The organism is Vibrio sp. PID23_8 (assembly GCF_003584965.1).
In the GTDB taxonomy this organism is placed as follows: Bacteria; Pseudomonadota; Gammaproteobacteria; order Enterobacterales; family Vibrionaceae; genus Vibrio.
The window spans coordinates 284,869-310,014 of record NZ_LIXE01000002.1; the positions used below are offsets into that span (position 1 = coordinate 284,869).

At 46.2% G+C, this 25,146-nt stretch carries 21 protein-coding genes and 1 tRNA gene; 8 read left to right on the forward strand and 14 right to left on the reverse strand.

The annotated features are described in order from the left end of the window. Positions 1-49 precede the first annotated feature (49 nt). Both clpP and tig read right to left on the reverse strand, forming a co-directional pair. Positions 50-676: an ATP-dependent Clp endopeptidase proteolytic subunit ClpP gene (gene clpP / locus AK966_RS05175; protein ID WP_099080331.1), complete on the reverse strand. Its 627-nt coding sequence runs from the start codon at positions 674-676 to the stop codon at positions 50-52. Positions 677-781: 105 nt separating this feature from the next. After that, entirely contained in the window at positions 782-2,086 is a 1,305-nt protein-coding gene (gene tig, locus AK966_RS05180; RefSeq protein WP_099080332.1) for a trigger factor, read from the reverse strand. 523 nt (positions 2,087-2,609) lie between these two features. On the opposite strand from tig, the gene AK966_RS05185 reads away from it, so the two are divergent. The 3 genes from AK966_RS05185 (at position 2,610) to AK966_RS20080 (ending at position 6,016) form a co-directional block, all read left to right on the forward strand. Beyond that, entirely contained in the window at positions 2,610-4,415 is a 1,806-nt protein-coding gene (locus AK966_RS05185; protein ID WP_099080333.1) for an ATP-binding protein, read from the forward strand. A 4-nt stretch (positions 4,416-4,419) separates the two neighbouring features. Further along, positions 4,420-5,757 (forward strand): sigma-54 dependent transcriptional regulator, encoded by a 1,338-nt coding sequence (locus tag AK966_RS05190; protein ID WP_099080334.1) that lies wholly within the window; start codon positions 4,420-4,422, stop codon positions 5,755-5,757. A 76-nt stretch (positions 5,758-5,833) separates the two neighbouring features. Beyond that, positions 5,834-6,016, forward strand: coding sequence for a hypothetical protein (locus tag AK966_RS20080; RefSeq protein WP_099080335.1), 183 nt, complete (start codon positions 5,834-5,836; stop codon positions 6,014-6,016). Between the two features lie 37 nt (positions 6,017-6,053). Here the strand turns inward: AK966_RS20080 and AK966_RS05200 are convergent, their stop codons facing one another. From AK966_RS05200 to AK966_RS05230, 7 genes are all read right to left on the reverse strand, one after another. Beyond that, positions 6,054-7,415: a TRAP transporter large permease gene (locus AK966_RS05200; protein WP_099080336.1), complete on the reverse strand. Its 1,362-nt coding sequence runs from the start codon at positions 7,413-7,415 to the stop codon at positions 6,054-6,056. A gap of 3 nt (positions 7,416-7,418) precedes the next feature. Beyond that, a complete protein-coding gene (locus AK966_RS05205) occupies positions 7,419-8,093 on the reverse strand; it encodes a TRAP transporter small permease (RefSeq protein ID WP_099080337.1) in 675 nt (224 codons plus the stop codon). A gap of 72 nt (positions 8,094-8,165) precedes the next feature. Beyond that, the gene (locus tag AK966_RS05210) at positions 8,166-9,164 is read right to left on the reverse strand and encodes a TRAP transporter substrate-binding protein (protein ID WP_099080338.1); all 999 of its coding nucleotides are present in this window, start codon (positions 9,162-9,164) and stop codon (positions 8,166-8,168) included. Positions 9,165-9,380: 216 nt separating this feature from the next. Continuing rightward, positions 9,381-10,850, reverse strand: a complete 1,470-nt coding sequence (locus AK966_RS05215; RefSeq protein WP_099080339.1) for a protein adenylyltransferase SelO — start codon at positions 10,848-10,850, stop codon at positions 9,381-9,383. Positions 10,851-11,059: 209 nt separating this feature from the next. Further along, positions 11,060-12,427, reverse strand: coding sequence for a TrkH family potassium uptake protein (locus AK966_RS05220; RefSeq protein WP_119463662.1), 1,368 nt, complete (start codon positions 12,425-12,427; stop codon positions 11,060-11,062). Further along, positions 12,424-13,086, reverse strand: coding sequence for a TrkA family potassium uptake protein (locus AK966_RS05225; protein WP_119463663.1), 663 nt, complete (start codon positions 13,084-13,086; stop codon positions 12,424-12,426). Before AK966_RS05225 ends, AK966_RS05220 begins: the two co-directional genes overlap by 4 nt. Positions 13,087-13,475: 389 nt before the next feature. Beyond that, positions 13,476-14,711, reverse strand: coding sequence for a DEAD/DEAH box helicase (locus tag AK966_RS05230; RefSeq protein WP_099080342.1), 1,236 nt, complete (start codon positions 14,709-14,711; stop codon positions 13,476-13,478). Between the two features lie 217 nt (positions 14,712-14,928). On the opposite strand from AK966_RS05230, the gene AK966_RS05235 reads away from it, so the two are divergent. Then, positions 14,929-16,230: a hemolysin family protein gene (locus AK966_RS05235; RefSeq protein WP_119463664.1), complete on the forward strand. Its 1,302-nt coding sequence runs from the start codon at positions 14,929-14,931 to the stop codon at positions 16,228-16,230. 60 nt (positions 16,231-16,290) lie between these two features. Here the strand turns inward: AK966_RS05235 and AK966_RS05240 are convergent, their stop codons facing one another. Further along, positions 16,291-17,982, reverse strand: a complete 1,692-nt coding sequence (locus AK966_RS05240) for a class I SAM-dependent methyltransferase (RefSeq protein WP_119463665.1) — start codon at positions 17,980-17,982, stop codon at positions 16,291-16,293. Between the two features lie 161 nt (positions 17,983-18,143). Continuing rightward, positions 18,144-18,220, reverse strand: a tRNA-Arg gene (locus AK966_RS05245). Positions 18,221-18,421: 201 nt separating this feature from the next. Here AK966_RS05245 and folD point away from each other — a divergent pair. Next, positions 18,422-19,282: a bifunctional methylenetetrahydrofolate dehydrogenase/methenyltetrahydrofolate cyclohydrolase FolD gene (gene folD, locus AK966_RS05250; protein ID WP_099080347.1), complete on the forward strand. Its 861-nt coding sequence runs from the start codon at positions 18,422-18,424 to the stop codon at positions 19,280-19,282. 261 nt (positions 19,283-19,543) lie between these two features. On the opposite strand, the gene AK966_RS05255 is transcribed toward folD, so the two are convergent. Further along, positions 19,544-20,515 (reverse strand): lytic transglycosylase domain-containing protein, encoded by a 972-nt coding sequence (locus AK966_RS05255; protein WP_099080348.1) that lies wholly within the window; start codon positions 20,513-20,515, stop codon positions 19,544-19,546. Positions 20,516-20,560: 45 nt separating this feature from the next. Beyond that, the gene (locus AK966_RS05260; RefSeq protein WP_099080349.1) at positions 20,561-20,845 is read right to left on the reverse strand and encodes a YcgL domain-containing protein; all 285 of its coding nucleotides are present in this window, start codon (positions 20,843-20,845) and stop codon (positions 20,561-20,563) included. A gap of 197 nt (positions 20,846-21,042) precedes the next feature. Between AK966_RS05260 and minC the strand changes: the two genes are divergently transcribed. From minC to minE, 3 genes are read left to right on the forward strand one after another with little or no spacing between them, the layout of a single operon-like run. After that, positions 21,043-21,705, forward strand: coding sequence for a septum site-determining protein MinC (gene minC / locus AK966_RS05265; RefSeq protein ID WP_119463666.1), 663 nt, complete (start codon positions 21,043-21,045; stop codon positions 21,703-21,705). Between the two features lie 17 nt (positions 21,706-21,722). After that, the gene (gene minD / locus AK966_RS05270; RefSeq protein ID WP_099080351.1) at positions 21,723-22,535 is read left to right on the forward strand and encodes a septum site-determining protein MinD; all 813 of its coding nucleotides are present in this window, start codon (positions 21,723-21,725) and stop codon (positions 22,533-22,535) included. 2 nt (positions 22,536-22,537) lie between these two features. Further along, positions 22,538-22,801 (forward strand): cell division topological specificity factor MinE, encoded by a 264-nt coding sequence (gene minE, locus AK966_RS05275; protein WP_099080352.1) that lies wholly within the window; start codon positions 22,538-22,540, stop codon positions 22,799-22,801. Between the two features lie 1,151 nt (positions 22,802-23,952). On the opposite strand, the gene rnd is transcribed toward minE, so the two are convergent. After that, complete coding sequence (gene rnd / locus AK966_RS05280) at positions 23,953-25,071, reverse strand: ribonuclease D (protein WP_147422371.1); 1,119 nt, start codon at positions 25,069-25,071, stop codon at positions 23,953-23,955. Positions 25,072-25,146 lie beyond the last annotated feature (75 nt).

Genomic DNA, 25,146 nt, shown 5'->3' on the forward strand with positions numbered 1-25,146 from the left:
TCTTTATGAATCAGTGTATATCAAATTTAGCCAAAATGCGCTGGCTAAATTATTCGCCGCGATGGCTCAACACTGCATCCACAATACCGTATTCTACCGCTTGATCTGACGACATGAAGTTGTCACGATCTGTATCACGTTCAATCACTTCAAGAGGTTGGCCAGTGTGCTCCGCTAATAGATTATTTAGCTTATGCTTGATGGTCAAAATTTCTTGTGCATGAATTTGGATATCAGAAGCCTGACCTTGGAAGCCACCAAGTGGTTGGTGGATCATCACACGTGAGTTAGGCAGAACATAACGCTTACCTGGCGCACCACCTGCAAGCAGGAATGCACCCATTGAGCAAGCTTGACCCATACATACAGTGCTTACATTTGGCTTGATGAACTGCATAGTGTCGTAAATAGACATACCTGCTGTCACGCTACCGCCTGGAGAGTTGATGTATAGGAAAATATCTTTATCTGGATTTTCAGATTCTAGGAAAAGTAGTTGAGCCACGACAAGGTTTGCCATGTGGTCTTCCACTTGACCCGTTAAAAAAATCACGCGCTCTTTAAGTAAGCGTGAGTAGATGTCGTAAGAGCGTTCACCACGGGAAGTTTGTTCAACCACCATTGGTACTAGCGCGTCAATAATTGGCGACATTGCATTTTTTTCTTGGTAGCTCATATTCTTATGTCCCTAAAATAAATGGCCCGGATGATGGGTATCATACGGACCATTGTTAGCAGAATAGTTAACGATAAGTCAACCTTCTACGCAAGATATTGCTTATTAAGCTGCAGGCTGTTGGTTAAGTAGCTCGTTGAAGCCTACTTCTTTCTCAGTAACCTGTGCTTTAGCGATGATCGCGTCGATAGCTTGCTCTTCTAGAGCAACGTTACGCATGTTGTTCATCATTTGCTCGTTTTGCTCGTAGTAAGCAACAACTTCTGATGGATCTTCGTATGCAGTCGCCATTTCTTCGATTAGCGCTTTCACTTTCTCGTCATCCGCTTTTAGCTCTTCAGACTTGATCACTTCACCTAGTAGAAGGCCAACCACTACGCGACGTTTAGCTTGCTCTTCGAATAGTTCACGTGGAAGCTGTGCAGCAGCTTCTGGGTTACCGCCGAAGCGTTGTGCAGCTTGTTGACGTAGAACGTGGATCTCTTGGTCGATAAGTGCAGCAGGAACGTCGATGTCGTTTTGCTCAACTAGACCGTCGATTGCTTGCTCTTTGATGCGGTTCTTAACAGCTTGCTTAAGCTCGCGCTCCATGTTCTTGCGAACTTCAGCTTTAAGAGCGTCAACACCACCTTCAACAACACCAAACTTAGCAACGAACTCGTCGTTTAGTTCTGGAAGTTCACGTGCTTCAACTTTGTTCACTTTGATTGCGAACTTAGCTGCTTTGCCTTTTAGGTTTTCAGCGTGGTAATCTTCTGGGAAGTTTACGTCGATTTCGAATTCCATACCTTTAGTTTTACCTTCGATACCGTCTTCGAAACCTGGGATCATACGACCTGCGCCCATTTCTAGAGGGAAGTTCTCAGCTTTACCGCCTTCGAACTCTTCACCGTCGATAGAGCCAACGAAATCGATGCTTACGCGCTTACCAGCTTCTGCTGCTTCTTCAACTTCAGTCCAAGTCGCTTGTTGCTTACGTAAAGTTTCGATCATCTCTTCTACGTCTGCATCTTTAACTTCTGTTGTTGGTTTTTCAACAGTGATGTTTTCTAGGCCTTTAAGCTCAACTTCTGGGTAAACTTCGAAAGTTGCAGTGAATACTAGATCTGCGCCTTCGTTGTTTTCAACAGGTGCGAAAGTTGGTGCGCCAGCTGGGTTGATTTTCTCTTTTACGATCGCTTCGATGAAGTGACGTTGCATAACTTCACCAAGAACGTCTTGACGTACTGCTTTGCCGTACATCTTAGCAACCATTTTTAGAGGCACTTTACCCTTACGGAAGCCATCGAAACGACGGTTTTTAGCGATGTTGCGTAGTTCAGCTGTTACAGCGTCTTCGATGTTTGCGGCTGGAACAGTAATGTTTAGACGGCGCTCTAGGCCTTCTAGCGTTTCAACAGTAACTTGCATTATATATAAACCTCTAAAGTGGCTCGGTTTTTCGAGCGTATGAGCGAGAATCTTTGAGTTCACGCTTCATCCTTGTGTAGTGTTCCGTCCGAACACCTAATTTAAAACGAGTATCGATGTTGTAAATCAACACCTGACTAATCAGTGATATCTTCAACGAAACGCCAAAGGTATCTCCTATTAGCCTCAGGACAGAATTTTAGACGCGACATTCTAGCGATCTGTCGCTACCCTGTCGAGCCAATAGCCACTATGTGGACATTGTCTGCGCTAAATTCTCGAATACCGACTCAAATATCTGCGAAAAATGTCATTTCAACACCGCTTTACCCGAGCCAGCATATCTAGAATGGGGACAATAGCGACTTTTTCAAGAGAATCGACTGCTTTTTTTATTGAAAAGCGTAAAAAGAGATCTTGCTCTTGTTTTACTCCACAGAGTTGAAAACTAAACCCCCATTCTCTCCTACAAAACATTAACATTTCGTTACGTAAACCAAAAAACAGGTCAAGGAGCAAAAGGATGGCACAGCGAAATTGTATTCTACTGATTTTTTTCGCCTTCTATCTCTTTTTTGCACTCGTTGGTGGTCGCTGGGTGTGGTACAGCAGTTACCAATCTCTACTCGACAAACATCAAGCTCAACTCGAGCGGTTTTCCAACCATATACAGAACAAACTCGATAAATACGCCCATATTCCGCAACTGCTTTCCAAAGATGAACCACTGATTGAAGCTCTGCTTAACCCAACCAACACTGCGCAGTTGGAAATCACTAACCGTTACCTTGAGTCCGTGAACCATGTCATTGAAGCCGCTGATACTTACCTTATTGATAAATGGGGGACGACTATCGCCGCGAGTAACTGGCGTAAAACACGTTCGTTTATTGGTCGAAACTTTGCTTTTCGCCCCTACTTTAAACAAGCCATCATCGGCGAGAGCAGCCAATATTACGCCCTAGGTTCAACCTCTGGTAAGCGAGGCTATTACTACTCCTACCCTATCGCCTACGCTGGAGGGGTCATTGGGGTCATCGTGGTCAAAATGGATTTAGACAAAATTGAAGATAACTGGCAGCATCCAAAAAGTATTTTTGTTGCCAATGATCCATACGGGATTGTCTTTATGAGCAGTCGCAATGACTGGCTATTTAAAAGCTTACAGCCGCTCAACGATATCCAAAAAGCAGAACTGTGGGCTAATCGACAATATCTAGATACTTCCGTTAAATCACTGAATTTTATCGGCAGCTTGGATGCCCCCCACTCAGAGGTAAAACAAGGTTACCCTTATAATAAAGGCACTCTGGTGGTCTCTTCGTTGTCTTTGCCTGAGCTTAAACTGACGATTCGCGTCCTGTCTCCCAAACAGAGCGTTGTTTGGTTAACGTTAGGCTATCTACTGATACTCACGCTTACCTTTACGATATTGTTCTTAATCGGGCAACTCGTTTATCACCGTCAACAACGCCGTTTACATTTTGAGCGAATACAACAGAAAGCCAATCAACAGCTCGAGTATCAAGTCATGGCTCGAACTGCTGAATTACAGGCCGAAATTGCACAGCGAACAGAAACAGAACAAACCTTGCGCATCACTCAAGATGAACTGGTTCAAGCCGCCAAACTCGCAGTATTGGGGCAAATGTCTGCGAGCATCAGTCATGAGTTAAATAACCCACTGGCGGCAATCCGTAGCTTTGCAGAAAACGGTAAGCGATTCTTGCACCAAGAAAAGCTTGATCGGGTGAAAGACAATCTAACCCGAATCTCTGCCCTCACTGATAGAATGGCAAAGATCAGCCAACAATTGCGCTCCTTTGCCAAAAAAACCAGTGGTAACGAGCTCGTCCATACTCGCCTCTTTCCTGTTATCGCTTCTGCAAAAGAACTGATGAAGCCAGCATTCAAATCAGCACAAGTAACGTTAGAAACGGACGTGTTAGGACAAGATATCGATGTGTACATCAATACCATTCAACTCGAGCAAGTGTTGGTCAATTTGCTGACCAATGCGATAGAGGCACTCAAAGATCAAGAAGATAAACAAGTGCGATTGTCTGTGAAACGGGACAGCGAATTCGAGCGTGTTTGGATCCATATCGACGATAACGGCGCAGGGTTTGGCGATTTTACGCTTACTGAGTTGTGCGAACCTTTCTTAACCACCAAACAAAATGGTTTAGGTTTGGGGCTTTCTATCTCACAACAAATCTTGGCCGGTATGAACGGGAAATTAAGCGCACAGAATAGAGAACAAGGTGGGGCTCGATTCTCTCTTTGCTTACCTATTGTTTCACCACTCGCCGAACAACCAGAAGGATAAGACCATGTGCCAGGTGTTTTTTATCGATGACGAAGTTGATCTCAGGCTAGCCATTGAGCAAACCTTCGAACTGGCCGACATCGAAGCCAAATTTTTTCCGGATGCAGAGTCCGCTTTAATTGCCATACAACAAGACGAAGAAGTTGGCGTAGTGGTCACTGACATTTGCTTGCCGGGTATTTCTGGCATGGATTTGCTTACTACGCTGACCCAACGCGATGTGAATCTACCAGTGATCATGATTACTGGACATGGTGATATTACCATGGCGGTTCACGCACTCCATCAAGGCGCATACGACTTTATCGAGAAGCCCTTTGCGCCGGAGCACTTAGTTGAAACCGTTAAACGTGCCATTGAGAAACGCCAGTTAACCAATGAAAACGAAAAACTACGTCAATCCCTGAAAGCCAGTCAAACCCTTGGTCCGCGTATTATTGGAGAAACCACAAGTATCCAGATGCTACGTGATACCATCACTCACATTGCTGACACAGATGCGGATATTTTGTTGTTTGGCGAAACAGGGACAGGTAAGGAACTGATTGCCCGCTCCCTACACGAACAAAGCTCTCGTCGTAACCAAAACTTTGTCGCGGTGAACTGTGGTGCCGTACCTGAAAATCTCATCGAGAGCGAACTTTATGGTCACGAAAAAGGCGCATTTACCGGAGCAGATCGTCGCCGAATAGGCAAGTTTGAATTTGCTCAAGGTGGCACCCTGTTTTTGGACGAAATCGAGTCAATGCCGATTCAGGCGCAAATTCGATTACTTAGAGTGTTGCAAGAGCGAGTGATTGAGCGCGTTGGTTCGAATGAACTGTTACCGCTCGATATTCGTGTTATCGCAGCCACCAAAGTTGACCTAAGACAAGCGGCTGAAGAAGGCACATTTCGTCAAGACCTTTACTATCGTCTAAACGTCGTGACCTTAGACTTACCCCCACTACAGGAGCGCAAAGAAGACATCCCCGCACTGTTCCACCATTTTCTGTTGGTTGCTGCTTCACGCTACGGCAAAACCTCCCCTAGCCTCTCTTCTCAAGATCTCGCACAGCTTATGGCTCATGATTGGCCGGGCAATGTACGTGAACTTCGTAATGCTGCCGAGCGTTTTGTTTTATTAGGTAAGCTGATGCAACTCGGTCAAACTACACCCACTGAAAGCACAGCCCTAAGCCTCGCGGAGCAAGTCGCTGAGTTTGAGAAAGCGGCCATCGAAAGTGCATTACTGGAAAACAGCGGCAGCATCAAGCAGACCATGGAGCAATTGAATGTCCCTCGAAAAACTCTCTATGACAAAATGCAACGCTATCAACTAGATAAGGGCCTGTATAAATAAAATGCACCACGTCATTTGTGGTTATCTTTAGCTTGAGCCATACTTTTGCCAAATAAGCAGGCGAGGTCATATTGGTATGGGTGAAAAAACTAAGATACCTATCATTACTGATACTGTGATGGTCGATGGGCACTATCAAGAAGAGCGACGTTCAAGAGAAGATCGACGTAAAATCCGAAAAAAGTGGACGGGGTATGAGCGAAGGGTAGCCGCTGATCCACGATTACAGGCTCGCAAGTCAATTTACGAAGAGGTGTGAAGATTCACACCTCTTGTATTTTGGAGAAAAGTTGCTGTTACTTAGTGATGATTTCTGGCCCCATTAAGGTGGTTGGCAACCACGTTGATACCCAAGGTACGTACGTCACTATGATTAAGAAGAGGAACATTACCCCTACCCATGGCAGCGCCGCTTTCACTACCTGCATCATCGACATCTTCGCCACCCCGGCAGTCACAAATAAGTTGAGTCCGACGGGTGGGGTTATCATGCCAATCTCCATGTTCACTACCATCATGATACCGAGGTGAATTGGGTCGATGCCCAAAGCAATCGCAATCGGGAACACCAAAGGCGCTACGATAATCAGCAGGCCAGATGGCTCCATAAACTGGCCACCAATCAGTAACAAAACGTTGACCACAATTAGGAAAGTAATCGGACCAAGACCCGCTGAAAGCATCGACTCCGTGATCATTTGCGGAATGCGTTCTTCAGTCAGTACGTGTTTCAAAATCAACGCGTTGGCAATGATGAACAGCAGCATGATAGTCAACTTGCCCGCTTCGTATAACGTGTGTTTGGTGTCTTTATGCACGAAGGTTTGGAAGATTTTAACCAGCGCGGGTTTGGTATTTTTCTTATCAGCAAATGGCCCCATGTCTTTGTAGACAAAGTTAGCGATAAAGAACGAGTATACCGCCGCAACGGCAGCAGCTTCCGTCGGAGTAAAAATACCACCGTAGATACCGCCAAGAATGATCACCACCAGCAATAAGCCCCAGCTCGCGTCTTTAGCGGCATCGAAAGTTTCTTGCCAACCGACAAACGGTTGCTTAGGCAGATTCTTAATACGCGCTGCGATGTAGATGGCAATCATCAGCATCACTCCTGCCAGTAGCCCAGGAATCACGCCTCCTAAAAACATCCGTCCTACCGATACGTCAGTTGCTGCTGCGTAAACCACCATGACAATGGAAGGGGGGATCAAAATACCCAACGTCCCCGCATTACAAATCACGCCTGCCGCAAACTCTTTGGAATAACCGTTTTTGATCATCCCTGCGATAACGATACTACCGATTGCCACCACCGTTGCCGGAGACGAACCTGACAGCGCAGCGAACATCATACACGCCACCACCGATGCCATCGCCAGACCGCCACGGAACCAACCAACAATAGCGATGGCGAAACGGATGATGCGCTTCGCAACGCCACCAGTAGACATGAAGCTTGAAGCCAAAATAAAGAAAGGGATCGCTAACAGCGTGTAGTGACCAGCAAAGGCATTAAACAACGTTTGGGCCACCGAAGCCAAAGAGGCGTCCGAGTGCATCAACAGGAAAAGAATACTGGCAAGGCCCAGCGAGACGGCAATTGGTACACCAATCAGCATGAAGCCAATAACCATCAAGAATAACAACAGAATATCCATGATTTATTGCTCCTTACTGTTGGATTTTGAAGACGAACCGCTTGGCATCGGATCGGCGGCTTCGCTAAGTGCTTCTTTCAGCGTTTCCAGCTCTTCTTCCGCTTCATGGCCAGCAATCAAACGGTCGAGTTTGCCCGTGGCGATTTGCCAAGTAATTTGCACAAAACGGAACGTTAGTAACGCCATGCCAAGTGGCAGCGCAAAATAAGGGATAAAGCGTGGCAGTTTCTCATAGCGTTCGCCTTCATTGAGCCAATCTGCTAAGAACTGAAACATCTCTGGCATTGGAATATCGTCGGTTTCATACCATGCGCGTTCTGTTGCAAACGGATACCAATAGTTCCAAGAACCAATCAGAAGTAGAACGGAAAACGCCAAACAGCAAGCAGCGGCTAGAAGTGCAAAAATCTTACGTTTACGCTCCGACACCATATTGATGATCACATCAACACCAATATGAAAATGTTTTTTCACACCGTAAGATGCCCCCACCAACACCATCCACGCAAACATGAATACGGTAAGTTCTAACGCCCATAGAATATTGTCGTTGAAGACATAACGAAAAATTACATTGGCAAAAGTGAGCAGCGTCATCGCACCAAGAAAGAAAGCAATCAGCGTTTCTTCAATGGCATCCGTGATTCGCCCTGCCTTGGCAAAAAAAGTCTGTTCCATAATTACATCACATCATTATTGGGAAAGAATGGCCCTCTCCCATCTCGAAGTACGTGAGGGCCAATAATGTTGTTACTGTTGGTTAGATGCTAAAGCGGCATCAATAAGATCCGTACCAATGTCTTTCTCAAACTTCTTCCATACCGGTTGAAGGGCCGTCACCCACTCTTGGCGTTGCTCAGGTGTCAGAGTACGAACCACACCCCCCGCTTCAATGATGTTGTTCTTATTAGCAAGGTTAACTTCGGTCGATTCCGCATTACGTTGCGCGGTGACTTCTTGAATGATGGTATTGAGTTGCTCACGTTGATCGTCTGGTAGTTTTTTCCAGAAATCGTTCGATGTTACGACTAGATAATCGAGAATGCCGTGGTTAGTTTCTGTAATGCCGTCTTGCACTTCGAAGAACTTCTTACCGTAGATGTTTGACCAAGTGTTCTCCTGACCATCGATAACCTTGGTTTGCAAGCCGCCATACACTTCTTTAAACGACATTTTTTGTGGGTTTGCGCCAAGCTGCTCGAACTGGGCAACCAAAACGTCCGATGCTTGCACGCGGAACTTCAAGCCTTCTGCGTCACTTGGCAACATCAACGGTTTGTTTGCTGACATCTGCTTCATGCCGTTATGCCAGAACGCCAAGCCCTGCAATCCACGACGTTTCATCGCGTTCTTTAGCTTTTCACCTGATTCTGAGTTTTGGAAACGGTCGACCGCTGCCACATCTTCAAACAGGAATGGAAGGTCAAAGATGCGATACTTCTTGGTGAATTTCTCAAACTTAGAAAGAGAAGGGGCAGCGAGTTGAACATCCCCATTAAGCAGCGCTTCCAGCACTTTGTTGTCATCGTAAAGGGTCGAGTTTGGAAAAACCTGCATACAAACTTTGCCGTTCATCTCTTCGTTAACACGTTTTTCCAGTAGCGAAGCAGCAATGCCTTTCGGGTGTTTGTCGGTGTTGGTTACGTGACTGAACTTAATCACGGTTTCACCCGGATCACAGTTTGCAGCAGCGTTAAAACTGGTGACAGCAAGAGCGGATACAGACAAAAGGGTTAGAGGCTTAAACATTATTATTCTCCTTGTTGAATCACATCCCATCCTTTCCATGAGTACCTAAAATGGGTAGAGGGTGATGGGTACGGATGTATGACAAGGAGCAAGTAACAGACCAATTCATTTAAATCATAAATATCATGCACTTATATTCATAGAGATAAAGAATGGGAATTCAGAGGGGTAAAACCCACCCATACAAACCTGAGTGATGGGTGGAAAATGACCCATTTAAGAAGAGCAGCTGATTTCCATTTTCTTGCCCCATTCTGGTGGCAACTTGGCGTAATCATCAAACTCTGGGTGTTCATCGAAAGGGTGCTTTAAAATCTCCGCGAGGCGATTTATTTCGGTGAAGTCCCCAATTTCTGCTTTGTCGATAGCCAACTGAGCCAAGTAGTTACGCAGAATGTATTTCGGATTGACCCGACGCATTCGCTCACAGCGCTGCTCACTTGTTACCACTTCACCTTGCTGATCCACTTCCAACTCACAACGTGCAAGGTACAAATCTACCCATGCGCTCGCCGCATCTCGATCAATACATAAATCGACCACCGCTTGGGGCGCTTGGGTATCAAGATAAGAAAGCTCGCGGAAAAAACGAGTGTAGTCGGTCTTGTTTTGATTTAAGAGTTCAAACATCGCCTCAAACAAACGTCCATCTTCATCCACCTTGGTATGAAGCCCAAGTTTGGCGCGCATCAGTTCGCTGAACTTCTGACTTAAACGAACTTCAAATTGCCCCAATGCGGCTTCTAGATCTTCTCGCTCCACTAGCGGAGATAACGCATGCGCCAATGCGGACAGATTCCAAAGTGCAACTCTCGGCTGTTGATCAAATGCGTAACGTCCTTGGTAATCTGAATGGTTACAAATGTAGTTTGGATCGTAATCGTCAAGGAAACCAAACGGACCATAATCAAAGGTTTGCCCGAGAATCGACATGTTATCGGTATTCATGACGCCATGAGCAAAACCGTAGGCTTGCCAAAACGCAATCATTACAGCGGTTTTATCCACGATAGCCTCAAACATCGCTGCATACGGCTTTTCGGTTTGAACGCACTCTGGGAAATACCACTCAATGACTTTGTCAGCCAACAGTTTTTGCTCGGCCAATTGATTGGTATAGAAAAAATGCTCGAAATGACCAAAGCGGATATGCGTTTCTGCTATGCGGATCAACAGAGCGCCGTATTCCATCTTCTCACGATAAACCGGCGTGTTACTGTCCATCATACCGAGCGCTCTGGTGGTCGGAATACTCAAACCCGCCATGGCCTCGCTACACAAATATTCACGAATAGTAGAGCGTAGCACCGCCCGACCATCACCCATGCGGGAATACGGCGTCAGCCCTGCCCCTTTTAAATGAATATCAAACCAAGTGCCATCTTGGTGCTGAATTTCAGCCAAAAGCAAACCGCGCCCATCGCCCAAATCTGGGTTGTAAACGCCAAATTGATGGCCTGCATATTTCATGGCTAGCGGAGCAAAAGATCCAAATTCTCTTTGCCCGGCAAACACATTCAACAATTCATCATCGGCTTGTCTTGGCAAACCAAACTGCAAAGCCAAATCACGATTCCAAACGACCCAACGCGGATTGTCTAAAGGCTGTGGCGCAACGCGAGTAAAAAATGCAGACGGCAGCTCACTGAAGCGATGGGTGAAATTGACCCCTTCCCAGATGGACATAATGATTCCTTAAGCACAACTTCCTGTTTATGAGTATACGCCGTGTATAACGCCACTTTCAGCCATGAATTGTTCATGGGTATTGCGTATTTTTTGCATAGAAGTAGATAAGAAACGTAATGATAAATAATGACAATGCGAGTTTCTCTACTCTTTACGCGTAGAGAAGCTCGCATTACTAATAAAAGATCATTGTGTTGTTAAAAAGATTAACCAGTTAGCACATTGTCCTCTGGGTACTTGATCAACGTCGGTTCAGGACGAGCTAGCATGTAAGCAAGCGTGAGAGGCCCGATACGTCCGATGATCATCACCACAATCATGATGTATTTACCGGGCTCCGACAACTCTGCAGTTAACCCCGCCGTTAACCCTACTGTGGCAAATGCCGATATAGTTTCAAACATCACTTTATCAAAAGCGGCCTTTTCGGTGATCATCAGCAAAAACATCGCGGTGGTAAGAATCGCGCCACTGACAACAATGATCGCCAGCGATTTAGTCACCGTTGACCAGTTCACGGTACGTTTGAAGATCACCACGTGTTTCTTCTGGCGAAGAAATGCCCACGTCGCTATAAACGCAACAGCAAAAGTAGAGACCTTGATACCACCGCCGGTTGAGGTTGAGCCTGCGCCAATCAACATGAGCACAATCATCACCAGCAAGGCTGGTTGAGTGAACTGTGCAAGATCTACGCTATTAAAGCCCGCAGTACGTGCACTTGCTGATTGAAAAAACGCCGCTAACCATTTCCCTGCTATCGGTAGAGATTCCATCGTGTTGGGATTATGTCTTTCCAGAAGCCAGAACAATAGCGTACCAACAATAAGCAGCACTGGTGTCGCGATCAGCATAATCTTTGTGTGTAATTGCAAAAAGTGAAAGCCACGACGCCAATGCAGCCACAAATCACCAATAACGGTAAAGCCTAAGCCACCGAAGATAAACAGCCCCGCAAGTGTGAAGATAACCACAGGGTCATTCACAAAGCTCATCATATTGTCAGAAAACAGTGCAAACCCTGCATTGTTAAACGCCGAGATAGAGTGGAAAAGCGCGTAGAACATCCCCGTCTGCCATCCCATTTCTGGAATCCAGCGGAATGAAAGAAAGAGGAAGCCTATCATCTCAGCCACCAAAGCAAAGGTAACGATACTTTTTACCAATCGACGTAAGTTAACTTGGCGATCTTGCCCTAACGCTTCTTTCGCCAGACCTTGTTGACGCAAACTTAGACGTACTCCAAACATATAGAGCAAAACCGCAGATAACGTCATTTGGCCCAATCCACCAATTTGCATCAAGCACATTAGCAAAATTTTGCCCGCCAACGTAAAGTGCTGTCCCGTATCGACAACACCTAACCCCGTCACACTGATCGCAGAGGTTGCGGTAAATAGCGCATCCGTCATGGACAACCCCGTCACGGAGAATACGGGCAATGTCAACAGCACCGCCGATGGTAATAGCACACCAAGAAAACTCAGCAATATAATGCGCGGCTCGCTGCCTTTCGCTTTATCTCGTTTGCTCTCTGGGACGTAAAAGACACCTCTCTGATAAAAGTGCTTCATAATGATCGCAGCTTGCTCGCTAATTTGTCTTGTGGGCCAACCACGATAATCAAGTCGCCGATTTCAAGCATCGTACTCAATTCTGGCGCTTTGGTAATTTCTGGACCACGTTTAAAGCCTAGCACCTGTACACCTTCCTCTTTAAACAGCGCCAATTCGCCTAACGTTTTTCCCATCCACCGTGAGCCAATCACAAACTCTGTCATGGCGAGTCCACTGCCTAGTGGGTGAAATTCCAATACACGTTGATCAAGCATTTTACGCGCAACTCGAATACCCATATCACGCTCTGGCATAATGATGTGATCTGCGCCAATCTTCTGCAAAACGCGGGCTTGAAAGCGATCATTGGCTTTCACCCAAACCGATTTCACCCCTGCCTCTTTGGCAATCAAGGTGGCGAGGATGCTGGCATTAACATCAGCACCAATGGCGATCATAACCATGTCATAATCATCCAGCTTTAGCTCCGCAACCGTCTCTTCATGAGTACAGTTAGCCACGAGCGCTTGGCTCACAAAACTGGCGGCTTCTTTCACTCGATCTTCGTTAATGTCTACTGCTAAAACTTGAGAGCCGGAATCTTGCAGTTCTTTACATACAGCCAAGCCGAAACGCCCCAGACCTATTACCGCAAATTGCTTATAACCCGTTTTCATTCATGCCTCGTTTATGCGTTTAATAGCAGGCGCGAAAGTCTGTGCCTATTCCCTATCATCGGCAAACAAGACGACAAGAAATTGACAAAAGATTAACTCAAACTTTCCGCACATTCTTTCTACAGCGTAAGACACAATGACAATTTTTTCATAGTTAACCGCTGCTAAATCAACAAAATACCCAGTCGCCTCACAGTTAGACCGTTGCCGAACTCATCAATGTGACCGAAAAATCCGCACATAAATTGGTGTTAATTCGGATACGTAAGCTCCCAGCTTGTTACGCAGCAACCATTGCTAAGAGTAAGGGATAGATTGCAAATAAAAAAACCGCATCGAAATGCGGCTTGTTTTTATTTGAGATCTCAACGAAAGGGATTCACACGGAACTAGTTCGCGTTAGGCTTTTCATCGTTGTCGCGACGAGAACGCTGATCTTGTGGCTTGCGTTTGTTCTTCGGTACGTAGTTCAGGATCGAAATCGGTACTGGTTTTCTTGGTGCAAAGCCTTCGATTTCCACACGCTCTAGCAGGTGGCCAAGGCGGCTTTCAATCATGCATAGATTTTTGAAATCGTCTTTTGATACCAATGAAATGGCTTCACCTTGCGCACCAGCACGTCCGGTACGACCAATACGGTGTACATATTCATCCGCAGGGAAAGGCAAATCGTAGTTGATGACCACTGGTAAGTTATCAATATCAATACCGCGCGCCGCCACGCCTGTTGCCACTAGGTATTGAATTTCACCCGCTTTAAATTGCTCAATCAACTCTTGGCGAACACGTTGGTTGCGACCACTGTGGAAGGCTTCTGCCACAATGCCACGCTTTTCTAGCTGAGTAACCAGCTTCGCCGCACCGTGTTTAGTTTCGATAAACACCAACACTTGCGACCAGTTGTTCTGAGTCAGCATGTGGCTCAATAACGACGATTTCATGTCTTTATCGACGGTGGTGATCCATTGCTTGATGTTTGATTTCGATGCGCTGTGCTTAGCAATCGTGATTTCTTCTGGGTCGACAATCGCGTTCTTGGCCAAATCGCGAACTGGATTCGATAACGTTGCAGAAAACAGCAGACTTTGCACGTCCTCAGGCAAACAATCAACGATCTTATCAATCGCATCGATGAAGCCCATATCCAGCATCTTGTCCGCTTCATCCAGCACCAGCATTTCCACTTCATCAAAGTGAATGGCGCGCTGGCCATAAAGGTCAATCAAACGACCAGGTGTACTTACGACAATATCAACGCCTTCAATCAGTGCTTGTTTTTGCGGGGCGTAATCCACACCACCAAACATCGCCATTGAACGAAGTGGTAAGTTCTTACCGTACGCTTCAATGCTCTGATGAACCTGAAGTGCGAGCTCACGCGTTGGGGTTAAGATGATCGCGCGTGCACGCTTTTTACGTTGCGTTTCCCCTTTACTGAGTTTTTCTAAAATCGGCAATACAAAGCTCGCCGTTTTACCGGTGCCCGTTTGCGCTGCCGCAATCAGATTGCTACCACGCAGAACAATTGGAATCGCTTTTTGTTGGATAGAAGTCGGTTTTTCATAACCCAGCGCCAACACTGCATCAGTGATTGGTGTGCTTAAACCAAGCTTAGAAAATGGCATAGAAACGTCTCAACAGAGGAAATGGGCGCGTAGTGTATCAGAATCCGTACTAAGTAACAGACCCATTCCTCTGCACTTCATCCCCCACATTCAATAAACAAATTCTATCCTATTAATAAGGCATTCTATTGTTGCAGCGTGATGATGTATTCGCGACTTCACGTTTCTGATTCCCGAACCTCGCTATGCTGATGAGGTGTAGATTACTGGAAAAATCATGGACATTTTACTACTCGTTGGATTGATCGCGCTCAATGGCGTGTTTGCCATGTCTGAAATTGCGTTAGTCACCGCCAAAAGTGGCCGCCTAAAAAAGATTGCTGAACACAGCTCGCCTGCTCGTCTCGCCCTGCAACTAAAAAACAATCCAACGCTATTTCTCTCTACGATTCAAATCGGCATCACTGTGATAGGCATTCTTAGCGGGATCTTTGGAGAAGCCACATTATCTGTTCCTTTTGAGCACTGGCTCGTTGCCCAAGGGCTGGAGAGCGAAATCGCGACCGTGCTTGCCACCTCTACGGTTGTTATCCTCATTACCTACTTTGCGATTGTCATTGGCGAGCTGGTTCCGAAGCGCTTTGCCCAAAACAACGCTGAGCACATCGCCATTATCGTTGCCTACCCTATTCATTGGCTAGCCAAGCTCACCACCCCATTTGTGATACTTCTGACCCGTTCCACCGACGCCTTGCTCATGTTATTCGGTCAAAATGGCAATAGTGAGGCGGTAACAGAAGAAGATATCTTTGCCGTAGTCAGCGAAGGATCAGAATCCGGTGCGATTGAGCCTCAAGAACAACTGATGATAAGAAATTTACTGCTACTGAATGACCGCCTCGCTCTATCGTTGATGACACCAAGATGTGACATTCACTTTCTCGATGTGGATCAACCGATTGACTCTATTCTCAAACATTTGCGCCAAACTCAACACTCCGTTTGGCCGGTATGCAAAGGTGGGCTCGACAAAATCATTGGCACCATTTCCTCCAAAGCCCTGCTGGATGAATACGATCACCTCTCCATCACTCGTCTGGGTAAGCTCGTCAAAAGGCCACTTTTTGTCCCTGAATCCATGAAAGGCCTACCATTGCTTAATCATATGCAGCAAACCAGCACCGAAATGGTCTTTATCGTTGATGAGTATGGGGATGTACAAGGCTTGGTGACCCACTATGATTTGCTGAAATCCATCGCGGGAGAACTGGGCATGGCACCCCAGCAAATTTGGGCGAAGAAACAAAAAGACGGCAGTTGGCTAATGGACGCATTAATCCCTCTCAATGAACTGAAGCACAAGCTCGCGCTTAGTCACATTGAAGGGGAAGAAAGTGAAGGCTTCCAGACACTTAATGGTTTGCTTACCTGGTTGCTTGGCCGAGTACCCAAACAAGGAGAGATAGTCGTATACCAAGAGTGGCGCTTTGAGGTACTGCACGTACGAAACCACCGCATCATACAGGTAAGAGTAACCGAAACTGAGCCAGTGAAAGAGGCGGAGCTTGAGCACGGATAGAATAGCCTCCGTACTGGAGGCTATTCTATTATCGAGGAAGAACATATTTCGGCTAAACAATCACCACTCGGCAATACAAAGTCGGCTTTTCACACCACGAATTTGTAATCCCATAGCCTCAAATACCTGTTCAAAATCCTGACAAGAGGCTGGGATGTTAGGTAAAGACAACGATGCTTCAGTAAAAAACGACTGGTTTAGGGTGCCTGATTCACCCCATGCCAACTCCCACCAATCCAAAATGCGTTGCTTTGAGGTATTCAATCGAGACACTGCAGGAAGCCGATCACGCTTGTTTAAATTTTCCGTTTTGGAGGTTGGTAGAAGATTCCATTTATCATTGTTCGGCCAATATGCAAAAGGCAAACAATGATCGACGTGATATTCATTGCGTAACTTACGACCGCTCCAAACACTGATTATCTCAGATTGACTAGAGCGCAATTCTTCTACCCTCTTGCGCACGGTGCGAGTGTCGTGGTCTTTATCAATCCAAACCAAACAATCGTGATACGTTTGTAGTGTGATTCCTCGTTCTTGGTTTGAGCTGAAACGCTGCATTTCAAGAATCCATTGGTTAACCACCAGCGGCTCAATCCAAGAGTGATAGAGCCTAAAGCAATCCCACAAACTCTCATCAAGAACAAATTGGCCATAGCTTTCAAGAAAAGTCCCATCAATAACGATCGAGTCTTTATGCTTCTTCGAGGAACGAACCATTTCGAAATACGGGTTCGATTTATCACCTTGATAAGTGTAAGTCACTGGCCCGTCTTTTATGGTTTTTAAGCTGTCTTTGATCGCTTTGTCTAAAGCCACTACATCATCCCCAAAGAAAGCAGTACCAATCGCTAAATCATCAGGGCTCAAGTGAAAAAGCTTCCCCCAACCATCAGGCTTAATAAAACCAAGCCCTTTTGATGCATTGGAACTTTGCTGAATATTTTCTTTGTCGATGAGACGCTTAAACTGACGAATCCAATACAGACCAACCAACCCAAGAGGAATCGCAACCCTGCCATCAGTCCGATCAATCACTGCTCCTGAGTGTGCGTCAGCAATACGCAATAAGGTTCTCAGTAACGCTAACTTATAAGTGGCGGATTTTGAATCATTAACAATGATATGACGCACTTTGTTTAGGTCACCTGAGCCATCATCAGGTAAAGACATCACGACAGTTTGCCAGTACACATTATCTCGTTTGAGCTGATCGTCACTTTCAGATATGTGCCTCACCATAAGAGCACTGTTCTTTGAAAGTTGTTCTAACTCTTGAACGGAGACTGGGTAAGCTTTTCTCCCATCAGTAAACTCGCCATGACGAAGACTAATCACCAACCGTCCGTTGGGCGCTAGCAAGTTGGAGAGCTTACGAAAGGCACGCTCACGATGAGAGGTTGCAAGATGCATCCAGACTGCGCTAACCAAAATCAGGTCAAAACGCAGTCCCAGATTCGTCGTCTTCTCAAGTACTGGTAACGCATCATCTAGCCAAGTAACAGCATCTCCCGTCAAAGACTTTCCTTGCTGCAGCAAAGCCGCGGCTGGCTCAATAGCAATGACTTCACAGCCTTGCACTGACATCCACTTAGCATCTCGGCCAGAACCCGCCCCAACATCTAGGACACGGTCGCCAGAATGAGGCCAAAAGGCTGACCATTCCGCATGCACTTTTTCGAATGTTGTCGAGTTGTATTGCTCCGCTAATGAGCTCGCATTTTGGTTATAGAAACTAGAAGTTGAGGACATAAAGGTAAGACTGCAATTAAACTAAACACATAGTAAGTGCTATTGATTGCAAAGACTAGAAGGTAGTGCAAAAGTTGTAGGGAACGTTACGCTAAAAAGTATGGTGACCAAAAACGACAAAACCCCGATAGCTCATTGAGCTATCGGGGTTTCTAAATAAATGGCACGCCCTGCAGGATTCGAACCTGCGACCACATCCTTAGAAGGGACGTGCTCTATCCAGCTGAGCTAAGGGCGCGCTACAGGAGGGATTATACGAGTTCAACCGCTTAAATCAACGGGTTTTCGTAACATTCTGATCTGAATGTCTAAAAAAAGGCCAATGATGCGAAAAATGTTCAAAAGAACCCCAAGGCAAACGTTTGCTTATGGATGTTAAATCCATTTTCTGCGACAATGCGCTGCAAATAATTAGCCTTCTTATTTAAAAAGGAAAGTCATGACTGCTCAAAATATAGATGGAACTCTTATTTCCCAAACTGTTCGATCAGAAGTTGCAGCACGAGTGAAAGCTCGCGTTGAGGCTGGCCTTCGCGCTCCTGGTCTTGCGGTTGTTCTTGTTGGTGAAGATCCTGCTTCGCAAGTTTACGTTGGCAGTAAGCGCCGTGCGTGTGAAGAAGTTGGCTTTATCTCTAAGTCTTTTGACCTTCCTGCGACCACTTCGGAAGAAGAGTTGTTGTCTCTGATTGACGAGTTAAACAACGATGCAGAAATCGATGGCATTCTAGTTCAGTTGCCTCTTCCTGCGGGTATTGATACAACGCACGTTCTTGAGCGTATTCACCCAGAAAAAGACGTGGATGGCTTCCACCCTTATAACGTTGGGCGCTTAGCCCAGCGCATTCCTAAACTGCGCTCTTGTACGCCAAAAGGCATCATTACCCTACTCGATCGTTACAACATTGAGTTACGTGGCAAGCACGCGGTCGTGGTTGGCGCATCGAACATTGTTGGCCGTCCAATGACGCTAGAGTTGCTACTTGCAGGTTGTACAACAACAACGTGTCACCGCTTTACCAAAGACCTAGAAAGCCATATACGCCAAGCCGATGTGGTTGTGGTCGCCGTTGGTAAACCAAACTTCATTCCTGGTGAGTGGATTAAGAAAGGCGCCGTGGTCGTTGATGTTGGTATTAACCGCCTTGAATCTGGCAAGCTAGTCGGAGACGTGGAATATGATAAAGCGCGTGAAAGCGCAAGCTTCATTACTCCAGTACCAGGTGGTGTTGGTCCAATGACCGTTGCAAGCTTGATTGAGAATACGATGCTGGCTTGCGAGCAGTTCCATACGAAGAAATAGATTCGAGATTCGAGATTCGAGATTCGAAGAAATGAAAAGGGTTGACGAGAAGCGTCAACCCTTTTGTTTTTGAGGGAGCAAGAAGATGCGTCTGAGCCAAAACTGTCTTCCTCTACCCTCTCGAAGCGAAGCGTTCCCGATACCAGAAACGCAGCGCTCTAATATGTTAAAGGCTCAAAATCACGCCAGCGATTGATGCACTCATCAAGTTCGCCATTACGCCCGTGGCAATAGCTTGGAAGCCGTATTGAGAAATTCAACTTAGAATGTGATGCGGTCAGCTAAGTGACTTACCGCCAGTGCGAAGTAGTAAGAGCGGTTCCACTTCATCAACACATTGTAGTTGTTGTACACCAAGTAAGTACGACCGTTTTCATCGTCGGGCATGATTAGCCACGCTTTGATGTCTTCGTCCAACTTAGGTAATGGGCTGCCATCGTATTTGGTGATACCAAGCTTGCTCCACTCTTGCAGGTATTTGCCTTTCTCTTCTCCGCGGCCTTCAAGATTGTGGTCGATACCGTGTGGCACCTTCACCTGACGACCCCACGTGAACTTGTCGTCCCAACCCGATTCGCTTAGGTAGTTCGCGGTAGAAGCAAACACGTCCGCTTCTGATTGCCAGATGTCTTTCTTACCATCGCCATTGCCATCTGCGGCAAAGCGTAGGAATGAGCTTGGCATAAACTGACACTGGCCCATCGCACCTGCCCAAGAGCCTTTGAAACTCTCTAACCCAATATGGCCTTCATCTAGAATTTGCAGCGCTGCCATGGTTTCTTTACGGAAGAACTCTTCACGACGACCTTCAAATGCCATGGTCGATAGCGCATCGATCACGCGGAAATTACCGGTGAACTTACCGAAGTTACTTTCCACGCCCCACAGTGCGACAATAAAGCGCGGTTGCACGCCATATTCGTCACCAATGCGCTTTAACTCTGCGTAATGCTCTTTGTACAATTGCTTCGCTTGCTTTACCTTCCATTCCGGTACCGCCCGAGGAATGTACTCATCCAACGTCAGTTTCTTTTCCGGTTGATTTCGGTCTGCATTAACCGCACGAGGTTTGTATTCAACATTAGCAAAAGCGGCACTGATCACCTGTTCAGAGATGCCTTTAGCACGCGCTTCTGTACGCAATTTATTGAGGTACTCCTCAAAGCCCTCATTACTTGCAAACGCTGAAGTACATATGCCAACACTGAGCATCGTTGCCAATATCTTTTTCATATTGCCCTCCTTGAGTAAGGCAGTATTCTCAGATGAAAAACGGACTTACTGTTCGCCTTTCTGCTGAGTTTTTTGTTCTTTGTATTTTTCTAGTAGGTTTTCTGGCGGAGGTGGTAATTGCAAAAAGAAGCCTTCATTCTGTAATGATGCCTTCACTTTCTCGATATCAACTTGCGCCAAAGTGCGACCATCAAGTTTGATCGTCATGACTGGCATAGGCTTACCGAACATTTGCATTAACGTGTCAGGAACCTGTGAAAAATCGTCTTTTTTCGGGATATAAAGATAAGCGCCTTCTTTTTTTGCGCTTTTATAAATAGAACAAAGCATGACAAGCCTTTTGTGCTGATTTATCCGCTTTTAGCGCGGATTTTGTTGAAAACGTAAAATTCTCGCAAACTTAATAGCAAATTTGAGATTAAATCTCGGATTTGCCCGCTTGAGAACTTGCTGCGTCAGAGGATGGAATATAACATGACAGACCTAGTTTAAGGCAACGCTCTTTCAATAAAGGCAAGTAGTCCACGATGACCCATACACCAGACCTTAAAGGTAGCAGTTTTACTTTGTCAGTTTTACACCTTTCTGATAATGAGGTCGAAAAAACTGTCGATTTTTTGCAAGAAAAGGTTTCTCAAGCCCCTTCTTTCTTCGCATCCGCTCCTTTGATTATCAATATAGCAAAAGTCGAAGGCGATATTGATTTCAGGGCGCTGAAACAAGGGATTGCTGACGCCGGGTTTATTCCTGTCGGGGTTACGGGTTGCAAAGATAAGCGCGTTCAAAATCTTGCCTCAGAAGCTGGCTTTGCGATTATGTCTGCAAGCAAGTCGCCGACTCAAGCTCCAGCTAAAATCGCCCCGACAAAAGTGGTTCGCACCCCCGTCCGTTCGGGTCAGCAAGTCTACGCTAAAGATGGCGACTTAGTGGTACTCGCGCACGTCAGTGCTGGTGCAGAGGTGATAGCAGATGGCTCTATCCACATTCATGGCACCCTACGTGGACGTGCGATTGCCGGAGCGAGCGGGCAGCAAGAAGCTCATATTATTTGTCACGATTTACAAGCTGAACTGGTTTCCATTGCTGGCGATTACTGGTTGAGCGATCAAATTGAGAGTGAGTATTGGCAAAAGAAAGTAATGATCAGTAAAGCCGAAGAATCATTACGTCTGGAAGCACTCACTATTTAGTCTAAAAAGGAAATAAAATGGCACGCATTATTGTAGTAACGTCTGGTAAAGGTGGCGTTGGTAAAACCACTTCAAGCGCAGCCATCGCCTCAGGTCTGGCTCTTAAGGGCAATAAGACTGCGGTGATCGATTTTGATATCGGTTTGCGTAACCTCGATCTGATCATGGGTTGTGAGCGCCGCGTCGTGTATGACTTTGTAAATGTCATCAACGGTGAAGCAACGCTAAACCAAGCGCTGATTAAAGATAAGCGCACGGATAACTTATTCATTCTTCCCGCTTCACAAACACGTGATAAAGACGCACTCACCAAAGATGGTGTACAACGCGTGTTCACTGAACTCGGTGAAATGGGCTTTGACTTCATCATCTGTGACTCACCAGCGGGTATCGAGCAAGGTGCTCTAATGGCGCTATACTACGCAGATGAAGCGATTGTAACGACCAACCCTGAAGTCTCCTCTGTTCGTGACTCTGACCGTATTCTGGGCATTTTGGATTCTAAGTCACTGCGCGCGGAGCAAGGCCTTGAGCCTGTGAAACAGCACCTGTTGCTGACTCGCTATAATCCAGCTCGCGTTAACCAAGGTGAAATGCTGAGTGTACAAGACGTCGAAGACATTCTTCATATTCCTTTGTTAGGCGTGATTCCTGAAAGCCAAGCGGTACTGAACGCATCAAACAAGGGCGTACCCGTTACTTTCGATGAAAATACGGATGCAGGCATGGCGTACACTGATACCGTAGAGCGCCTTCTTGGTAGCGAGGTTGAATTTCGTTTCCTTACTGAGGAGAAGAAAGGACTCTTTAAACGACTGTTCGGAGGCTAGACATGTCACTATTAGAATTTTTCCGCCCTCAGAAAAAAACATCGGCCAGTTTAGCTAAAGAACGTTTGCAAATCATCGTTGCTGAGCGCCGCAGCCAGAACGACCCTGCGCCTTCTTATCTGCCTCAATTGAAAGAGGACATTCTGAAGGTGATCAGCAAATACGTCGCGATTGATCCAAACATGGTCGATCTGACATTTGAACACAAAGACGATGATATCTCAGTTCTTGAGTTGAATGTAAAACTGCCAGACGACGAGAAATAAACCACTTTTCGACTTTGCTTTGAGTGCCCTCCTCTTCGTCATTCTGGACAGCGAGGAGCGAGCGTGATTCAGAATCTATTACCAGAGTGCTCGAATTGGGAGATATGATTTTGGCTTCAAAGCGGGCGGTGAGTAGATTCCTAGTCTCACTTAGGTTCGCTGGAATGACCCACTATCTCCCCGTCATTCTGGACAGCGAGGAACGAGCGTGATTCAGAATCTATTACCAGAGTGCTCGAATTGGGAGATAGGATTTTGGCTTCAAAGTGGGCGGTGAGTAGATTCCTAGTCTCACTTAGGTTCGCTGGAATGACCCACTATCTCCCCGTCATTCTGGACAGCGAGGAAAGAGCGTGATTCAGAATCTATTACCAGAGTGCTCGGATTGGTGAGATAGGATTTTGGCTTCAAAGCGGGCGGTAAGTAGATCCCTAGTCTCACTTAGGTTCGCTGGAATGACCCACTATCTCCCCGTCATTCTGGACGGCGAGGAACGAGCGTGATTCAGAATCTATTACCAGAGTGCTCGGATTGGTGAGATAGGATTTTGGCTTCAAAGTGGGCGGTAAGTAGATCCCTAGTCTCACTTAGGTTCGTTGGAATGACCCACTATCTCCCCGTCATTCTGGACAGCGAGGAACGAGCGTGATTCAGAATCTATTACCAGAGTGCTCGGATTGGTGAGATAGGATTTTGGCTTCAAAGTGGGCGGTGAGTAGATCCCTAGTCTCACTTAGGTTCGTTGGAATGACCCACTATCTCCCCGTCATTCTGGACAGCGAGGAACGAGCGTGATTCAGAATCTATTACCAGAGTGCTCGGATTGGTGAGATAGGATTTTGGCTTCAAAGCGGGCGGTGAGTAGATTCCTAGTCTCACTTAGGTTCGCTGGAATGACCCACTATCTCCCCGTCATTCTGGACAGCGAGGAACGAGCGTGATTCAGAATCTATTACCAGAGTGCTCGAATTGGTGAGATAGGATTTTGGCTTCAAAGCGGGCGGTGAGTAGATTCCTATTCTCACCCAGGTACTTGCGTTTCAGCTAGAATGACTCGGCGGCTTAGCCTTATCAAAATGAGTACCTCAAGCAAAATACAAATGCGTGTTACAAAAAAGGTTGGCAACATTGCCAACCTTTTTAATTTGTACTTACTTCAGCACCTTGTTCATCTTCTCGCCGAGAAGTTCAAGGCGCCAACCTTGCATCACATCTGGCAGTCTCGCTGGATCGCGGTCTTTCTTCCATACCCAGCTGATGATCTGATTGATTTGCTTCTTCGAGGCCAAAAATTCCGTCGCCAGGCCCGACTTTTGTGAAGCCACCTTCACCACATCTTTCAGGTTCTTGAAGATTTGTTTGTAACCTGGGTAATCCATCAAACGCTCAATTGACGCTGGGTAGTCTTCCGCCGGGGTTTGCTTAGCCTTCTTCACCATCGCGGCAATTCTTGCGCCATGACGATTCACTGCGCGTGGGTCAATATCCTCCGCTTCCATTTTCTTGAAGCTGGTTAACCCAAGACGAGCTACCGTTAGCAAGTCTCCTTCTTTGAAGATGAAGTTCAACGCCAAGTCGCGTTTAAGTGCTTCACGGTAACGCCATGTCGCTAAAGGTTTTAACACTGCAAGCTCTGATGGTTTTAGCTGCCATGCACCTTTAATATCGAGGTAGGCGTTTTCTTCGTTGATTTCACGAATGCGCTTAGAGACCAGCGAGTCACTTTCTTGTTGTACCGCTTCCCACCAGCCCGCTTCTGTTACACGATCAAAGAGCTTTTCATAAAGTGGTAAGAGATAATGAACGTCTGCCGCCGCATAATCTAGCTGCTTTTGAGTCAGTGGACGTGCCATCCAATCGGTTCGTGATTCACTTTTATCGAGCTCGATGCCTAAGTATTCGTTCACCAACGTGGCAAAGCCCGTCGATAAGCCGTGACCAAGAAATGCCGCCATAAGCTGAGTATCAACCATGGGAAATGGTGTACAGCCAAACGCATTTTGGAATACTTCTAAATCTTCACCACAAGCATGCAGCACTTTCAACACAGAGGTATCTTTTAATAACTCGGTGAATGACGTCATATCCGTCAATTCAGTTGGGTCGATCAAAGAAAGTTGTTTGCCGTCGAAAAGCTGGATCAAACCTAGCTGTGGATAGTACGTCCTTACTCGAACAAATTCGGTATCCAACATAACAACGTCTGCTTCTCTGGCTTGAGCACAAACTTCTTCTAGGTCTTTGTTTTTAGTGATGATCTGATAATTCACATACTTCTCGCTATAAAAAATGCCAGCAAAACGCTGGCATTCTAACACTATTTGGCAATAAATGATTGCTGCACA

Bases quoted from the DNA above. Each gene is read 5' to 3' on its own strand.
- clpP (WP_099080331.1), bottom strand. From the start codon at position 676: ATGAGCTACCAAGAAAAAAATGCAATGTCGCCAATTATTGACGCGCTA.
- tig (WP_099080332.1), bottom strand. From the start codon at position 2,086: ATGCAAGTTACTGTTGAAACGCTAGAAGGCCTAGAGCGCCGTCTAAAC.
- AK966_RS05185 (WP_099080333.1), top strand. From the start codon at position 2,610: ATGGCACAGCGAAATTGTATTCTACTGATTTTTTTCGCCTTCTATCTC.
- AK966_RS05190 (WP_099080334.1), top strand. From the start codon at position 4,420: ATGTGCCAGGTGTTTTTTATCGATGACGAAGTTGATCTCAGGCTAGCC.
- AK966_RS20080 (WP_099080335.1), top strand. From the start codon at position 5,834: ATGGGTGAAAAAACTAAGATACCTATCATTACTGATACTGTGATGGTC.
- AK966_RS05200 (WP_099080336.1), bottom strand. From the start codon at position 7,415: ATGGATATTCTGTTGTTATTCTTGATGGTTATTGGCTTCATGCTGATT.
- AK966_RS05205 (WP_099080337.1), bottom strand. From the start codon at position 8,093: ATGGAACAGACTTTTTTTGCCAAGGCAGGGCGAATCACGGATGCCATT.
- AK966_RS05210 (WP_099080338.1), bottom strand. From the start codon at position 9,164: ATGTTTAAGCCTCTAACCCTTTTGTCTGTATCCGCTCTTGCTGTCACC.
- AK966_RS05215 (WP_099080339.1), bottom strand. From the start codon at position 10,850: ATGTCCATCTGGGAAGGGGTCAATTTCACCCATCGCTTCAGTGAGCTG.
- AK966_RS05220 (WP_119463662.1), bottom strand. From the start codon at position 12,427: ATGAAGCACTTTTATCAGAGAGGTGTCTTTTACGTCCCAGAGAGCAAA.
- AK966_RS05225 (WP_119463663.1), bottom strand. From the start codon at position 13,086: ATGAAAACGGGTTATAAGCAATTTGCGGTAATAGGTCTGGGGCGTTTC.
- AK966_RS05230 (WP_099080342.1), bottom strand. From the start codon at position 14,711: ATGCCATTTTCTAAGCTTGGTTTAAGCACACCAATCACTGATGCAGTG.
- AK966_RS05235 (WP_119463664.1), top strand. From the start codon at position 14,929: ATGGACATTTTACTACTCGTTGGATTGATCGCGCTCAATGGCGTGTTT.
- AK966_RS05240 (WP_119463665.1), bottom strand. From the start codon at position 17,982: ATGTCCTCAACTTCTAGTTTCTATAACCAAAATGCGAGCTCATTAGCG.
- folD (WP_099080347.1), top strand. From the start codon at position 18,422: ATGACTGCTCAAAATATAGATGGAACTCTTATTTCCCAAACTGTTCGA.
- AK966_RS05255 (WP_099080348.1), bottom strand. From the start codon at position 20,515: ATGAAAAAGATATTGGCAACGATGCTCAGTGTTGGCATATGTACTTCA.
- AK966_RS05260 (WP_099080349.1), bottom strand. From the start codon at position 20,845: ATGCTTTGTTCTATTTATAAAAGCGCAAAAAAAGAAGGCGCTTATCTT.
- minC (WP_119463666.1), top strand. From the start codon at position 21,043: ATGACCCATACACCAGACCTTAAAGGTAGCAGTTTTACTTTGTCAGTT.
- minD (WP_099080351.1), top strand. From the start codon at position 21,723: ATGGCACGCATTATTGTAGTAACGTCTGGTAAAGGTGGCGTTGGTAAA.
- minE (WP_099080352.1), top strand. From the start codon at position 22,538: ATGTCACTATTAGAATTTTTCCGCCCTCAGAAAAAAACATCGGCCAGT.